This is a genomic window from Streptomyces viridosporus, assembly GCF_002078235.1.
Lineage (GTDB): Bacteria > Actinomycetota > Actinomycetes > Streptomycetales > Streptomycetaceae > Streptomyces > Streptomyces viridosporus.
Genome location: NZ_MSGP01000110.1, coordinates 1 through 13,376, shown reverse-complemented (window position 1 = coordinate 13,376; position 13,376 = coordinate 1). Strand labels below are relative to the sequence as shown.

Annotated in this window: 16 protein-coding genes and 1 pseudogene; 12 read left to right on the top strand and 5 right to left on the bottom strand. The window is 71.0% G+C overall.

The window, feature by feature from the left end; all coding sequences use genetic code 11:
* The 3 genes from B7L92_RS07980 to B7L92_RS07970 all read left to right on the top strand — a co-directional run.
* The coding region (locus B7L92_RS07980; protein ID WP_081236756.1) for an IucA/IucC family protein at positions 1-1,498 on the top strand (1,498 nt) is incomplete at its 5' end.
* A gap of 45 nt (positions 1,499-1,543) precedes the next feature.
* Positions 1,544-2,818, top strand: coding sequence for a VWA domain-containing protein (locus tag B7L92_RS07975; RefSeq protein ID WP_081236755.1), 1,275 nt, complete (start codon positions 1,544-1,546; stop codon positions 2,816-2,818).
* The gene (locus B7L92_RS07970; protein WP_081236754.1) at positions 2,818-3,630 is read left to right on the top strand and encodes a hypothetical protein; all 813 of its coding nucleotides are present in this window, start codon (positions 2,818-2,820) and stop codon (positions 3,628-3,630) included. Before B7L92_RS07975 ends, B7L92_RS07970 begins: the two co-directional genes overlap by 1 nt.
* A gap of 124 nt (positions 3,631-3,754) precedes the next feature.
* Here B7L92_RS07970 and B7L92_RS07965 read toward each other — a convergent pair whose 3' ends face one another.
* Positions 3,755-4,381: a winged helix-turn-helix transcriptional regulator gene (locus B7L92_RS07965; protein WP_081236753.1), complete on the bottom strand. Its 627-nt coding sequence runs from the start codon at positions 4,379-4,381 to the stop codon at positions 3,755-3,757.
* A gap of 89 nt (positions 4,382-4,470) precedes the next feature.
* On the opposite strand from B7L92_RS07965, the gene B7L92_RS07960 reads away from it, so the two are divergent.
* Together B7L92_RS07960 and B7L92_RS07955 are read left to right on the top strand one after the other, a co-directional pair.
* Positions 4,471-5,679 (top strand): pyridoxal phosphate-dependent aminotransferase, encoded by a 1,209-nt coding sequence (locus B7L92_RS07960; RefSeq protein ID WP_081236752.1) that lies wholly within the window; start codon positions 4,471-4,473, stop codon positions 5,677-5,679.
* A gap of 63 nt (positions 5,680-5,742) precedes the next feature.
* The gene (locus B7L92_RS07955) at positions 5,743-6,069 is read left to right on the top strand and encodes a hypothetical protein (protein ID WP_081236751.1); all 327 of its coding nucleotides are present in this window, start codon (positions 5,743-5,745) and stop codon (positions 6,067-6,069) included.
* Here the strand turns inward: B7L92_RS07955 and B7L92_RS07950 are convergent.
* Entirely contained in the window at positions 6,066-6,527 is a 462-nt protein-coding gene (locus B7L92_RS07950; RefSeq protein WP_081236750.1) for an ATP-binding protein, read from the bottom strand. The genes B7L92_RS07955 and B7L92_RS07950 overlap by 4 nt on opposite strands.
* A gap of 157 nt (positions 6,528-6,684) precedes the next feature.
* Here B7L92_RS07950 and B7L92_RS07945 point away from each other — a divergent pair, with 157 nt between their 5' ends.
* From B7L92_RS07945 to B7L92_RS41000, 5 genes are all read left to right on the top strand, one after another.
* Positions 6,685-7,515, top strand: a complete 831-nt coding sequence (locus tag B7L92_RS07945) for a helix-turn-helix domain-containing protein (RefSeq protein WP_081236749.1) — start codon at positions 6,685-6,687, stop codon at positions 7,513-7,515.
* The gene (locus tag B7L92_RS07940; protein ID WP_081236748.1) at positions 7,512-7,709 is read left to right on the top strand and encodes a DUF397 domain-containing protein; all 198 of its coding nucleotides are present in this window, start codon (positions 7,512-7,514) and stop codon (positions 7,707-7,709) included. The genes B7L92_RS07945 and B7L92_RS07940 overlap by 4 nt, the downstream gene beginning before the upstream one ends.
* Positions 7,706-8,332: a hypothetical protein gene (locus B7L92_RS07935; protein WP_081236747.1), complete on the top strand. Its 627-nt coding sequence runs from the start codon at positions 7,706-7,708 to the stop codon at positions 8,330-8,332. Before B7L92_RS07940 ends, B7L92_RS07935 begins: the two co-directional genes overlap by 4 nt.
* A gap of 58 nt (positions 8,333-8,390) precedes the next feature.
* A complete protein-coding gene (locus B7L92_RS07930) occupies positions 8,391-8,813 on the top strand; it encodes an acyl-CoA thioesterase (RefSeq protein WP_081236746.1) in 423 nt (140 codons plus the stop codon).
* A gap of 129 nt (positions 8,814-8,942) precedes the next feature.
* On the top strand, positions 8,943-9,098 hold the full coding sequence (locus B7L92_RS41000) for a hypothetical protein (protein WP_170102186.1): 156 nt from the start codon (positions 8,943-8,945) through the stop codon (positions 9,096-9,098).
* Between the two features lie 444 nt (positions 9,099-9,542).
* Here the strand turns inward: B7L92_RS41000 and B7L92_RS07925 are convergent, their stop codons facing one another.
* On the bottom strand, positions 9,543-10,151 hold the full coding sequence (locus B7L92_RS07925) for a hypothetical protein (RefSeq protein ID WP_081236745.1): 609 nt from the start codon (positions 10,149-10,151) through the stop codon (positions 9,543-9,545).
* Positions 10,152-10,550: 399 nt separating this feature from the next.
* Here B7L92_RS07925 and B7L92_RS07920 point away from each other — a divergent pair.
* Positions 10,551-10,910: pseudogene (locus tag B7L92_RS07920) on the top strand (transposase family protein); the annotation flags it as partial.
* Positions 10,911-11,715: 805 nt separating this feature from the next.
* On the opposite strand, the gene B7L92_RS43615 reads toward B7L92_RS07920, so the two are convergent.
* The gene (locus tag B7L92_RS43615) at positions 11,716-11,982 is read right to left on the bottom strand and encodes a transposase (protein ID WP_368656232.1); all 267 of its coding nucleotides are present in this window, start codon (positions 11,980-11,982) and stop codon (positions 11,716-11,718) included.
* Between the two features lie 86 nt (positions 11,983-12,068).
* Here B7L92_RS43615 and B7L92_RS40570 point away from each other — a divergent pair, with 86 nt between their 5' ends.
* Positions 12,069-12,479 carry a DUF6924 domain-containing protein gene (locus tag B7L92_RS40570; RefSeq protein ID WP_159461006.1) on the top strand — a complete coding sequence of 137 codons (411 nt, stop codon included), beginning with the start codon at positions 12,069-12,071 and terminating at the stop codon, positions 12,477-12,479.
* A gap of 378 nt (positions 12,480-12,857) precedes the next feature.
* Here B7L92_RS40570 and B7L92_RS07905 read toward each other — a convergent pair.
* On the bottom strand, positions 12,858-13,376 hold a 519-nt coding region (locus B7L92_RS07905; RefSeq protein WP_107501405.1), incomplete at its 5' end, for an HAD family hydrolase.

Sequence of the window (13,376 nt, the reverse complement as noted above, 5' to 3'; positions counted from 1 at the left end):
CGCGGCCGCGCTGCCCGGCGCCCGCGCGGCCGTGCTGACCCGGCTGTGGCGCGGCCTCGCGCACGAGCCGCTGCCGTGGGTCGCCCGCCGCGAACCGGGCCGCGACGGGCTCGTGCTGCGCCTGACGGACGGGCGGCGGCTGCACGGCCCGCGGGCGGACCCGTACGCGACCGGCGCGTACGTCACCGCCGTACGGCTCGACGGGGCGGTGTACGACGATCCGGCACGGCTGATGACGGACCTCGCCGTACCGCACTCGGCGGCCTTCGCGGCCGAACTCGGTCACAGCACCGCCTCGTTGGCGCTCTCGCGGGCCGGGCAGCAGGATCACCCGAAGGAGTGGCCGCACAGCGACTGGGAGTGGGAGCAGCGGGTGGTCGACGGGCATCCGTTCCATCCCGCCTGCCGTTCCCGGCCGGGCTTCTCGGTGGCCGACCAGCTCGCCTACGCGCCGGAGCACGGGCCGCTCGTGGAGCTGGTCCCGCTGCCGGTCCCGGCCGGGGAGTGCCTGGTGACCGGGGTCTGGCCGGACCGGCTGCGGGACGGGGGCCGGGTGGTGGTCCCGGTGCATCCGTGGCAGGCGGCGCACGTGCTGAAGCGGAAGGTGCCCGGAACGGAGGCCGGAGCGGGGCCCGGAACGGAGCCCTGGACGGTGTCCGGGTCGGGCCCCGAACGGGAGGAACGGCTCGTGGCGCATCCGCTGATGGCGCTGCGCACCCTCGCGCTGCCCGGCGGGCCGCACGTCAAGACCGCGCTGAGCGCCCGTCTGACGTCCTCGGTGCGGGACATCTCGCTCGCTTCGGTCGCCGCGTCGGCGGTGCTGTCGGACTTCGGGGAGGCGGTGGCGGCGCGCACGGACGGGCTGCTGCACGTCACCCGCGCCCTGGGCGCCGTGGCCGCCGGGTCCCCCGACCTCGCGGCCGTCCTGCGCGAGTCGCCCCGGGCGTACGCGGCGGCCGGGGAGCGGGTGCTGCCGGTGGCGGCCCTGGCGACCACCGGGCTGCCCCGCTCGGAGGTCTGGCTGGCCGGGTTCGCCCGTCTCGCCCTGACGGTCGGGCTGCGGCTGCTGGAGCTGGGGGCGGCCCTGGAGGCGCACGGCCAGAACCTCCTGGTGGTGCTGTCACCGGACGGTGAGCCGCTGCGGCTGGTCTACCGCGACCTGGCCGACATCCGGGTGGGACCGGCCCGCCTGGCGCGGCACGGCCTCTCCCTTCCCGAGCTGCCCGCGCGCATGGTCACGGACGACGAACGGGTCCTGCGGCGCAAGCTGTTCGGCTCCCTGGTGGCGGGCGCGCTGGCGGGGACGGCGGGGTCGGGCCCGGCGCTGCGGGCGGCCCTGGAGAGGGCCGTACGGGATCTGCCGCGCACCCCGGACCTGACCGCGCTGCTCGGTGACCCCCTGCCCGCGAAGGCGCTGACGCTGATGCGGCTGTCGCCGGGGACCGCCGGGGACCAGTGGACGGAACTGCCCAATCCCCTTCGGGCCGAGCACATGTGATCACCCGTTTTGGAGGGCGGTGCATCTGATCAATAGGCTCCTCCGATGATCACAAGAAAACGGTCGGCGGCAGGCGTCTGCGTCCTGCTCGCCGCACTGACGGCCGGGCTCGTCGCCTTCCCGGCCGGTGCGGCAGCCGACGAACCCACGGGCCGGGACGCGCCCAAGGTCAACCTCCTCCTCGATGTGAGCGGTTCGATGCGGGCCCGGGACATCGACGGCCAGTCCCGGATGGCGGCGGCGAAGCAGGCGTTCAACGAGGTGCTGGACGCGACGCCGAAGGAGGTGGAGCTGGGCATCCGCACCCTCGGGGCGAACTACGCCGGCGACGACCGCAAGGAGGGCTGCAAGGACACCGCGCAGCTCTACCCGGTCGGCCCGCTGGACCGCACCGAGGCCAAGGCGGCGGTGGCCACCCTGACCCCGACCGGCTGGACCCCGATCGGCCCGTCCCTGCTGAAGGCGGCCGACGACCTCGAGGGTGGCAACGGCTCCAAGCGCATCGTGCTGATCAGCGACGGCGAGGACACCTGCGCGCCGCTCGACCCGTGCGAGGTGGCCCGGGAGATCGCCGCCAAGGGCATCGGCCTGACCATCGACACCCTGGGCCTGGTGCCGAACGCCAAGCTGAGCCGGCAGCTCAGCTGCATCGCCGAGGCGACCGGCGGGACCTACGCCTCGGTCGAGCACCAGGACGAACTCACCGACCGGGTCAACGAGTTGGTGGACCGCGCGGCCGAACCGGTGGTGACGCCGGTCGCCACCGAGGGCGCCGACGCGTGCGCGAAGGCGCCGACGCTGAAGTCCGGTCTCTACACCGACCGCGAGGAGTTCGGGCAGCAGCGCTGGTACCGCGTGGACGTGCTGGCGGGCCAGGAGCTGCGCGCCTCGGTGAGCGTCGGGGCCGACCGGGCCATGAACCCGAACCACGGCGTGCTGCTGCGGGCCGTCACGGTGCACGGTCGGGAGATCGTGCGCGGCGAGGCGGCCGGCAACGGCCGCACCGACGTCCTCTCCACCGGCCTGCGCTACCCCAAGCCCGAGCGGGAGGACGACGACGGCAAGCCGGCGGCCGAGACGGTGTGCCTGGCGGTCACCCACTCCTTCTCTGCGGGCGCCGGGGTCAAGACCACGCCCGGCCTGCCGCTGGAGCTGACCGTCGACGTCGTGGACGGCCCGGACGGGGCGAGCGACGTGGCCTCCTTCGGCCTGGGCCGCGGCTGGTGGCTGCTCGGCACGCTGGTCCTGGCCGGTTTCCTCGCCGGTCTCCTCTGGGGCTGGCTGTCACGCTGGCGGTTCGCGGTCTGGAGGACGAACTGATGCGCATCACACGGGTGCTGGGCGCCGCGCTGCTGGCGCTCGGCCTGGCCGCGGCCCCCGCGGCGGCCGACTCCTCGCCCTCGCCGGGCGCGTCCGGCGACGACGGTGCGCCGACCCGCGCGGGGACGTCGTTCCGCACCGCCACGGAGATCGAGCAGGGGCAGACGGCCACCGCGCGCGCCTCCGCCGGTGACTACCTGTACTGGTCGTTCCCGGCGGACGCCGAGCAGCGCCCCACCGTCCGCGCGAAGGTGAAGCTGCCCGAGACCCACGCCGCCCAGACCTGGCAGATCGACGTGTACGACGGTCTGCGCCGCCGCCAGGCCTGCCAGTACGGCGCGCAGACCCGCACCGCCGGGGCGGACACGGCCTCGGTGGAGCTGACGTGCGTGCTGCGCACGGTCCGCGCCTGGTCGGAGCCGTGGGCCGACGACCCGCTGCCCGGCACGTACTACGTCCGGCTCACGGCGGTGCGGCTCCCGACCGCCGACCTGGGGCAGCCGGTGGAGGCCGAACTCCGGGTCGAGTCCAAGGACGTCGGCGGCGCGGCGGCGGTGGACGGCGCGCTGGCGGAGCCGCTGGTGCCGGGCATCGCGATGCGGACCGAGGCGGAGGAGAAGGATGCCGAGGAGGGCTCCGACTTCCCCGTGCTGGCCGGTCTGGAGCCCGAGGACGGCTGGTCCTCCGGCTGGTGGTCCGACCGCTGGGTGTGGACGGCGGTGGGCGGTGCGCTGGCCGCGCTGGCGGGTGTCGGCGGGTACCGGCTGACCCGCGGGTCCGGGCGTCCGTCCCGGGTGCCGCCGGGCGCGTGACGCTCGCCCGGAAGGTTCGAAAGGTCCGGAAGGCCCGCACGGGCGGGCCTTCCGTCTTTTCTCGTCCTCCGCCTTTCCCGCCCCTCCACTTTTCCCGTCCCTCCGTCCTTTCCCGTCCCTCCGCTCACGCCTCCCGCAGGGCCTTGGCGAGCGTGCCGTCGCCGGTCACCTCGATCCGGCCGGCCCGCACCGCGGCGGCGACCGTCGACTCGCCCCGGCCGATCGCCGTGCACGTGCCGGTGTCGAGGACCAGCCGGGCGTCGGGGTCCCGGGGGGCGGGACCGTCGCCGTACACCGGACCGTCCCCGGCTCCGACGCGCAGGTGGAACGTCCCCTCCTCCAGCAGGACTTCGACCAGCCCTTCGCCCTCCAGCGCCCGCAGCAGGGGCAGCGCGAACCAGTGCGCCCGCACCGCGTCCGTGGGCCGCCGCTCCCCCAGCCCGGCCTGCCCCCAGGTGCCGAGGGCCTGGAGCACGGGCAGCAGTTCGCGTCCCCGGGCGGTGAGTTCGTACACGTACGCCGCGCCGGGCGGGGGCAGCCGCCGCCGGGCCGTCAGCCCGTCGCGCTCCATGTCCTTCAGCCGCGAGGCCAGCACGTCCGTGCTGACGCCGGGCAGGTCCGCGTGCAGGTCGGTGTAGCGCCGCGGGCCGGCGAGGAGTTCCCGGACGATCAGCAGGGTCCAGCGGTCGCCGACGGCGTCGAGCGCGCGGGCGACGGAACAGTACTGGTCGTAGCTTCGGCGAGGTGACATGCGGCGCAGTCTAGACATGTTGTTGGACTTTCCAAGCTCCCACTTGGTAAAACCAAGTGACACCAGACGGGCACGAGGGGAAGCGGCGCATGGAGTTCCGGCAGTCGAGCAAGCTCAGCGAGGTCTGCTACGAGATCCGCGGTCCGGTCATCGAGCACGCCGACGCGCTGGAGGAGGCGGGGCACAGCGTGCTGCGCCTGAACACCGGCAACCCGGCCCTGTTCGGTTTCGAGGCGCCGGAGGAGATCCTCCAGGACATGATCCGGATGCTTCCGCAGGCGCACGGCTACACCGACTCGCGGGGCGTCCTCTCCGCCCGCCGGGCGGTGGCCCAGCGCTACCAGACCCTGGGCCTGGAGGTCGACGTGGACGACGTCTTCCTCGGCAACGGCGTCTCCGAGCTGGTGTCGATGGCCGTACAGGCCCTGCTGGAGGACGGCGACGAAATCCTCATCCCCGCCCCGGACTTCCCCCTCTGGACGGCGGTGACCACCCTCGCCGGCGGCAAGGCGGTCCACTACCTGTGCGACGAGCGGGCCGACTGGTACCCGGACCTGGACGACATGGCGGCGAAGATCACGGACCGCACCAAGGCCGTGGTCATCATCAACCCCAACAACCCCACCGGCGCGGTCTACCCGAAGGAGGTCGTCGAGGGCATCCTCGACCTGGCCCGCCGGCACGGCCTGATGGTCCTCGCCGACGAGATCTACGACCAGATCCTCTACGACGACGCCGTGCACCACTCGGCCGCCGCCCTCGCCCCCGACCTGGTGGTCCTCACCTTCTGCGGCCTGTCCAAGACGTACCGCGTGGCGGGCTTCCGCTCCGGCTGGCTGGTGGTCACCGGCCCCAAGCAGCACGCCAAGGACTACCTGGAGGGCCTGACCATGCTGGCCTCCATGCGGCTGTGCGCCAACGCCCCCGCCCAGTACGCCATCCAGGCCGCGCTCGGCGGCCGCCAGTCCATCCGCGAGCTGACCGCGCCGGGCGGACGGCTGCGCGAACAGCGGGACGTGGCCTGGGAGAAGCTGAACGAGATCCCCGGCGTGAGCTGTGTGAAGCCGAAGGGCGCGCTGTACGCGTTCCCACGGCTGGATCCCAAGGTGCACAGGATCCACGACGACGAGAAGTTCGTCCTGGACCTGCTGCTGCGGGAGAAGATCCAGGTGGTCCAGGGCACCGGCTTCAACTGGCCCTCCCCCGACCACTTCCGCATCCTCACCCTCCCCCACGCGGACGACCTGGAGGCGGCGATCGGCCGGATCGGCCGCTTCCTGGGCGGCTACCGGCAGTAGGTGGTCCCCCGGCCCCGCCGCCGTCCGGAACCGGTCGGCGGCCCACCGGCGTCCTAAAAGATCATGACGGACAACAGCAAGGGCTGCGCGGCCCTCCTCTGGGCGGCGGTCGGCGGCATCACCGCCGTGCTCGCCTGGGCGCCGAGGGCACGGGTCAGCATCCACGGCGGCTTCGAGGCCATGCACCGCGACCTGAGCGTCCTCTACGTCGACCTCCCGCTCATCGCCGTCGGCGGCGCGCTCGTCCCGCTCGCCGTGTGGCTGCTCACCCTGCGCGCGCTGCGCCGCCCGTGGCTCGCGACCGTCCTCACCGCGACCGCCCTGGCCCTCGGCGTCTGGGGGCTCCTGGCCTGGTGGACGCCGTACGAGCAGCCGGAGTTCATGGGTTAGCGTCCGCCCAGGGCGACCTCGCACCACACCGTCTTGGTGTACGGGTCGCCGCAGGTGGTGCCCCAGTGCGTCGCCAGCGCTTCCACGAGGAGCAGGCCCCGGCCCGACTCCTGCTCCGGCGCCGCGGGGGCCAGCGCGCCGGGTGTCGGGGGACGGCGGTCCGGGCGGGCGTCGGTGAGTTCGATACGGAGCGTGGCGTCCTCCGGGTGGAGGGTCAGACGGAGCCTGAAGTCACGGCCCCGCACGCGGCCGTGCACCGCCGCGTTCGCGGCGAGTTCGCCCACCAGCAGGGCCGCCGTGCGGTTGGCCTCGCTGTCGTACGGCCAGCCCCAGGAAGCGAGTTGCTCGGCCGACAGGTGACGGGCGAGACGCGCGCCCCTGGCCGTGGCCGAGAGGCGGATGCCGAAGTGGCGGGTGGGGCCGGTGTGTTCCCCGGCGGGAGCGATCTCGACGTTCATGTCACTCAGCGTGGCCGATCACATCGACTCCGGAGAGTCACGAAGGCGGTACGCATCACCACCGTACGGGAGCTGTCCGGCCCTGTCCGGGCCACGACGCGTGACGCCCCGTACCGACGGCGAGTTGAGCACGGGAGGCACAGGGAGGTGCGGGGACATGAGCGTGGAGCCCTACGGCGCGGACGAGGAGTCGGCGGCCGTCCTGCGGACCGTCGGCAGGATCATCAAGATGTGCCGGGAGCGGGAGGGCATGACCCAGGCCGGTCTCGGAACGGCCATCGGGTACAGCGAGGAGCAGGTGTCCTCCGTCGAGCGGGGGCGGCGGGCGCCGATGGAGCCGTTCCTCGACGCGGCGGACCGGGTGCTGGACGCGGGCGGCCTGATCTCGGGGTTGAAGAAGGAGGTGGAGAAGGCCCGGTTCCCGAAGAAGGTACGGGACCTGGCCAAGCTGGAGGCGGAGGCCGTGGAGATCTGCGCCTACGACAACTCCGTCGTCAACGGGCTGTTGCAGACCGAGGAATACCTGCGGGCGGTGTTCGGGTCGCGACGGCCCGCCTTCTCCGAGGACGAGGTGAACGAGCTGGTCGCCGCACGGCTGTCCCGTCAGGAGGTCATCGAGGGGACGCAGCCGAGCACGGCTTTCAGCTTCGTGCATGACGAGGCTGCGCTGCGGCGGCCGGTTGGGGGCAAGATGGTCCTGCGTCGACAACTCGAACGACTGTTGGAGGTCGGGCAGATGCGCAACGTCGAGATCCAGGTGTTGCCGCTGACCTCCGAGGACAATGCCGGACTCGACGGCCCCTTCCACCTGCTGCGGTTGAAGGAGGGCACCACCGTGGGGCACAGCGACATTCAGCTCGTCAGCCGGTTGATCTCGGACCGCAGGGAGATCCAGATCCTGGAACTGCGCTATGGGATCATCCGGGCCCAGGCCCTCACTCCGCGGGAGTCGCTGGCCTACGTCGACAAACTACTGGGAGAGACATGAGCCTGCCCCCCATGACCGAGCTGGAGTGGTTCAAGAGCAGCCACAGCAACCCCGACGGCGCTGCCTGCGTCGAGGTCGCCACCACGGCGGACACCGTCCACGTACGCGACTCGAAGCACATACCCGGTCCCCACCTCACCTTCTCCCCCCACCAGTGGACCGCCTTCCTGCCCTACGCCTCCGGACACCGATGACCCGACCGCTCACCGCCGCGCAACGACGCCTCATCGAGGCCGCCGACCCCGCCACCGGGCGGCTGAAGGGCACACCGGCGCAGCTCGCGGCGCTGGTGAAGCGCGGGCTGGCCTTCCGGCATCCGAGGCCGCCGCACGACCACTTCCTGACGCCCGCGGGCCATCGGGTACGGGAGGCGGAGCCCGAACCGGCCGAGCCGGAGGCGCCCGCCGCCACCGGGGTGTTCGCCGCGCGGGTGGGCGGCGAGGAACCGTTGTCCGGGGCCGGGACGGCCCGGCTCCGGGAGGTGCGCAGCGCCTGGGAGGGCATGCTGGAGCTGCGCCGGATGACCAACCCCGACGGCGCCACCGACCGACCCTGCGGCTGGGAGCGCTCGCACCTGGTGCAGGCCGCCGCGCTGGCTCTGGAGGCCGCCGGGCACCTCCCGGCGGTAGGGGACGCCGAGGGCGGCTACCGGGTGCGGGCGACCCCGCAGCCGGAGGCGGTCGCCGTGCACGAGCCGGACGGCGAGGCGCTGCGGGCCTGCGCGGCCACCCTGGAGCGGTCCGGCTGGCAGGTCGGGGAGTACACGGAGCCGAGGACGCGGGCGCGCTACCTGCTGGCCTCTCCGCGCCGGGTGTGACGGGCGTGCCAGGATCGGGGGGCAGGGCGACGAACCGAGCAGATACGAGGAATGCGCGATGAGCGAGCCGTTCTCCGTCCGGGTGACCGTGCGCGGGTACGAGACCGACGTACAGGGACACCTCAACCAGGCCGTGTACCTCAACTACGCCGAGCACGCGCGCTGGTCGCTGCTCCAGGAGGCGGGCATCACCCAGACCGGACTCATCGCGCGGGGTGTGGGGCCGGTCGCGCTGGAGACCACCATCCGCTACCGGCGGGAACTCCTCGCCGGCGACGAGGTCGACGTGAGCTGCACCTTCGTCTGGAGCGGAGGCAAGACCTTCGGCATCGAGCAGACCATCACCAAGTCCGACGGCACGGTGGCGGCCGAACTCACGGGGGTCGGCGGCATCCTGGACCTCGAGCGGCGCAAGCTGGTCGCGAACCCGCAGGACATCTTCCGCGCACTGGCGAAGGACCCCGGCCTGTTCGGACTGTAGGCGGAAGGTCCGGCAATCCCGGTCTGGACGCGTGGAGTTGTTGTGGGCGACGATGGGAAGGAAACGCATCGTCGCCCGCCCCGGTCCGTGCGCCGGCGGGCCGAACGGGGGAAGAAAGGTGCGTGCCCGATGGTGATCGGGCTCCTCTCCACGATCGCCGCCGTGTTCTACGGCGGCACGGTCTCGGTCCTCGCCCTCACCGCCACCTTCGCCCGGCGCCGCGCACTGCGACACGAGGCGCGCCGCACCCTGGCCGTCCTGGTCCCGGGACGGGAGGCTGAATGATCACTCCGCTGACCTGGCGCTTCGATACCTGGTACGGCAGCCGGAGATCCGACCGCGGGGCATCCTCACCGGCCGTGGTTGGCCCTCGCATCCGACAGGGTTGTGACACGCCCCCGGCCGACGCCGACCGGTCGCGACGGCAGGTACGCCGTCCGGCCAGGCGCACGAATGCGCGTGACGCCCGCCGGCCCCTCACGCTCCTCGACCTCGCCCGAGCGTGAAGGGGATGTCACTTGACTACGCCGAAGCCCTGAGGACTGTCGCAGAGTAACTTCAAGCTTTGATCTTGGTCAGGCGGGCTGTCTCGCGAGTTCATCGAATGGAACGGCGCTTCGGCGTTCGTGAGTTGTTTCCCGACGGCTCCCTGGGCCGCTCAGGGGTCGACCGGGTCCGGCGCATGCGTTCACGGCGTTCCCTCAGGCCAAGACGGGAGGTGACACCGCCTCAGATGGTCGGGGTGTCGTCAACAATCGGCCTGTGAATCTCGACGACCGGCTTCCACCCCGCGGAGAACTCGATGAAGTCCGCACGGGTGGGGTAGGTGTCGATCGCGCGACGGTCACGCTTGGGGCTGTCGCTCCCCTTGCGCCCCCGGGGAATCTGCTCCTCGAAGATGTCGACCTTCACGTCGGGAACCTCCTTGAGGCCCTGGCGCCAGATCTGCACGATGTCGGCGCCGAACGCCTGCCGGGCCGCAGCGTAAAGGGCCGAGAGGGACCCCTTGTCCCCACCGGGGACGAAAAGTGCCAGGTCCAGCACGACACCGGCGGACTGGAGGACCTCGATGGTCACCGAGCCGTTCTCGTCGGCCAAGTAGATTCCGGCTTCATTCTCGTCGTCGGGAAGGCAGGAGACCTCTTCCTGGAATACGGTTCTCGCCGTGATCGAGCCGCCCTCGAAATCCTCACCGGGCTTGGTCAGAAAAGCAGGGACATAGCAGTCGGGAAGTTTGAGTTCTGCCGTGTCGGCGGAAACGAAGATCCTGTCCTTCACGCCGAGCTTCGTCACCTCTTCCAGCGAGAGGCGGCGAGCGGCGATCTTCTCCGTGTTCACGATTTCCCTTTCAGGTTGCACTGTCCCTCCGAGCAAGGACGTTACCACGAAACCCTGAGGTCAACTGCCCAATAATCCCTGGGTAGATGGCCTCCGATGGCCCGTACGGGAGGGTATCGAAGCGAGTGCCGCTCGGCCGGGAACACGCATCCGCCGGGCAGTATCCCTCGTCATGGTGTCGGGGATCAACTGACGATTGCATTTCGGTGCGTTGGGGGGCACGGAGGAACCAAAAGAGAGTTTACGGCAGATATCGCCCATATCCCCTTCGGGGAGGTGGCGGCGAGGTAAGGCGATCCATTCGTCGTGCATCTCGAAGAGCGCAGCGGAAACCAACCGGATGGTCCGACAACGCAACAACGGAAACCCCCCACCGGCAACATCCGGATGGAGCGCGAAATCGAAGTCCGGGACCGGATCTGGGGCCCGCGCCCGCTGGGCGGGCGGCCCCGGACCCGGCCCGGTCACGTCAGCGACGACAAGGCATACAGCTCCCGCCGCAACCGCCAATACCTTCGAAGACGCCGCATCAGGCACACGATCCCCGAACCGAGGGACCAGCGGGCCAACCGTCGGCACAGAGGCAGGGCGGGCGGCAGACCCGTCGGGTTCGACCGCGAACGCCACCGGCGTCGCAACGAGGTCGAGCGGACCGTCAACCGGCTCAAGAACTCCCTTGCGGTCGCCACCCGTGACGACAAACGGGCCTACGTCTTCCACGGCCCGGTCACCGCAGCAGCGGTCCGCTTATGGCTCCGCCCACGAGTCGCAGGACAGTGCCTGGCCGTGCCGCACAGATCCAGGCTGCACCCGCATGACCCACATGTACCCGGCCAGGCCAACTGATCCGCGCACCATGGCGTCAGCCCACGCCGGCAAGACGCTGCCCCAGGCGTTCGCGTTCCATCCGAGGCTCCAGAAGAGGAGCAGACTCAGTGCGCCAGCCACCATGACCGCGCTTCCGTACTTGACCAGTGTCGTGCGGCCTCTACCCAGCCAGGCTCCCAGGAGCCCGGCCGGGATCTGCACCACCACATGGAAGCCTGCGCATGCCAACGGCACAGCGAGGAGGAGGACGAAGGGGGCATCTGCGATGGGATCGTCTGGCGGGGTCGCGTAGCCGGCGTCCAGCATCCACCACGGCGGCACCAAGAACGTGAGCAGGAGTACGGCTCCGCTCAGATGCACAGCGCCAAGGTGCCGCAGTGCGGAATGTGAAGCCCCGACGCCTCGCCCCCCGGCAACCGGGCCATCGGTTCTCTCGCCCATATTCCCTCTTCCGCCGCCGTGTGCAGGCGTGGGTCACGGTAGTTGGGCGGTTGTCCCGCCCTCGCACGCCGTAGCACGTCCCGCATGGGGGTCGTCATGATCCGCCGGACAGTTCAGCAAGGGGCGTTGCGGCCGGTGGCTCGATCACCGAGGCGGCGAGGTGGATCTTGGTGGTCAGTCCACCGCGGGACCGGCCGATGGCGTGGTCGTCGGGTTCGCCTGCCGGGGCCCCTTTTACAGGCCTGCCGCGTGCTGGTGAGCTCGCACGATCGTGGAGTCCGCCGAGACGGCCAACTCAGATCCTCGTCCGTGTCGGCCTGGGCCACCGAGCGGTGAGCACCCGCTCCCAGGTACCGTCGCCTGCCCACATCCGCAGTCGGTTGTAAACACCTCGCCAATTGCCGCACTTTTCCGGCAGGTGCACCCACTGGGTGCCGGTCCGGAACGTGAAGGCGATCGCGTCGATCACCTCACGGTGGTCCCGCCGGCGGCCACCCCGCTTCGGTGCCCGGTCCGGGAGCAACGGCTCGATCCGCGCCCACTGCGCATCGGTCAACGGCACACCCGGACCAACGACCAACTGATCCGAACGAAACCGCCCGGTGCTGCGGCCGGATTGGTTCACCGGGTCGGCGGTACTGTCCGCGCATGAATCAGCTTCCCTGCACCTTGGAAGCCCTCGTTGTGCGCACCGACTTCTCGGCAGAGGGTGCTTGGAACGCCCTGCGAGAGGCGCTGTTCTCGCCGAGCAAGGACGGCTTCCTGGCCAACGTCGCACTCGTCGATGACCGAAGGTACGAGGGCTTGACCCCCGACCAGGCCCTCGGCCTGATCCCCGCGGAGTACCAGCACCCACTTCTGGTCCTGGCGGACTCCGCGGCTGTCGCCTCGACTGAACGGCCTCTCCTCGTGGTGGACCTGCGGGCTGAGCGTGGGCGTTCTGTCCGCGTCGTAGCAGCCGAGTTGTGGAGCATCGAGAACAACCTCGCGGGCGCGAACATGGGCTTCGAGGAGTTCGTCGGCGCCGTCGACGACGACGGCGTGTTCCGAGGCTTCTGAGTCACTGGCCGCCAAGCGGAAGTAGGTGACGTCGTGGGTGCGGCGGTAGGTCGCCGGCAATCGGTTCGGCCTGTCCTTCTTCGCCCAGTGGCGGGACACCGGCGCCTTCGAGGCCCTGATGGAGAGCGTGATCGCGGAGGCCGCCCGTCGCGAGCAGGCGGAGTCGTCTCTGGTCAGTGTCGATTCCACGGTGGCCCGCGCCCGCCACGATGCGGTGGGTAGGTGGGTGAGTGACGGTGTCCTCGTTGCATTGGAGGAGGCCGTCGAACGAACAAAGGGGGCGCGCCAAAGCAACAACGCACCAAAGCAACAAAAGGAGCGGGTTTTGGCTGACGGAGTGGGGATGATATCGACCGGGCCGAAAGGAATGCGGGATTCTCAGCTGCCGGGGAGAAAACCCAGCATCTTCTGGAGGTCGGCAGGCCCCTGGTAGTGCACACCGATCATCCCGAGCGTGGTGGCGGCCTCGACGTTCTCCCACAGGTCGTCCACGAACAGGCACCGGTGGGCGGCGACTCCGGCTCGCTCGGCTGCGATTTCGTAGATCTCCCGATCGGGCTTGGCCACCCCCACCCGGGCACTGCTGACGACGTGGTCGGCGAGATCCGCCAGCCCCATCGCCCCAAGGTCACGCTCCAGTTCCAGGGTCGCGTTGGTCACCAGGACCAGGGGCACGTGCCCTCGCAGTCGGCGCAGCAGGGCCACCACCACGTCGTCGGCCCGGAACGGCGCCTCGGCAAGCGCCACCCCCAGCTCACGGGCCTGCGCCTGCGTCACCCGGCCGGAGAGCGCCGACGCGATGGAGTCCACCCACTCCTCTTCGGTGATCTTGCCGAGGAGCAACGGCAGGTCCACTTCAGGCGCGTAGGCCACCCTTGTGGTGGTGCCCCGGGGCAC

Bases quoted from the DNA above. Each gene is read 5' to 3' on its own strand.
- B7L92_RS07960 (WP_081236752.1), top strand. From the start codon at position 4,471: ATGGAGTTCCGGCAGTCGAGCAAGCTCAGCGAGGTCTGCTACGAGATC.
- B7L92_RS41000 (WP_170102186.1), top strand. From the start codon at position 8,943: ATGGTGATCGGGCTCCTCTCCACGATCGCCGCCGTGTTCTACGGCGGC.
- B7L92_RS07955 (WP_081236751.1), top strand. From the start codon at position 5,743: ATGACGGACAACAGCAAGGGCTGCGCGGCCCTCCTCTGGGCGGCGGTC.
- B7L92_RS07975 (WP_081236755.1), top strand. From the start codon at position 1,544: ATGATCACAAGAAAACGGTCGGCGGCAGGCGTCTGCGTCCTGCTCGCC.
- B7L92_RS07940 (WP_081236748.1), top strand. From the start codon at position 7,512: ATGAGCCTGCCCCCCATGACCGAGCTGGAGTGGTTCAAGAGCAGCCAC.
- B7L92_RS07945 (WP_081236749.1), top strand. From the start codon at position 6,685: ATGAGCGTGGAGCCCTACGGCGCGGACGAGGAGTCGGCGGCCGTCCTG.
- B7L92_RS07970 (WP_081236754.1), top strand. From the start codon at position 2,818: ATGCGCATCACACGGGTGCTGGGCGCCGCGCTGCTGGCGCTCGGCCTG.
- B7L92_RS07935 (WP_081236747.1), top strand. From the start codon at position 7,706: ATGACCCGACCGCTCACCGCCGCGCAACGACGCCTCATCGAGGCCGCC.
- B7L92_RS40570 (WP_159461006.1), top strand. From the start codon at position 12,069: ATGAATCAGCTTCCCTGCACCTTGGAAGCCCTCGTTGTGCGCACCGAC.
- B7L92_RS07965 (WP_081236753.1), bottom strand. From the start codon at position 4,381: ATGTCACCTCGCCGAAGCTACGACCAGTACTGTTCCGTCGCCCGCGCG.
- B7L92_RS07930 (WP_081236746.1), top strand. From the start codon at position 8,391: ATGAGCGAGCCGTTCTCCGTCCGGGTGACCGTGCGCGGGTACGAGACC.
- B7L92_RS07950 (WP_081236750.1), bottom strand. From the start codon at position 6,527: ATGAACGTCGAGATCGCTCCCGCCGGGGAACACACCGGCCCCACCCGC.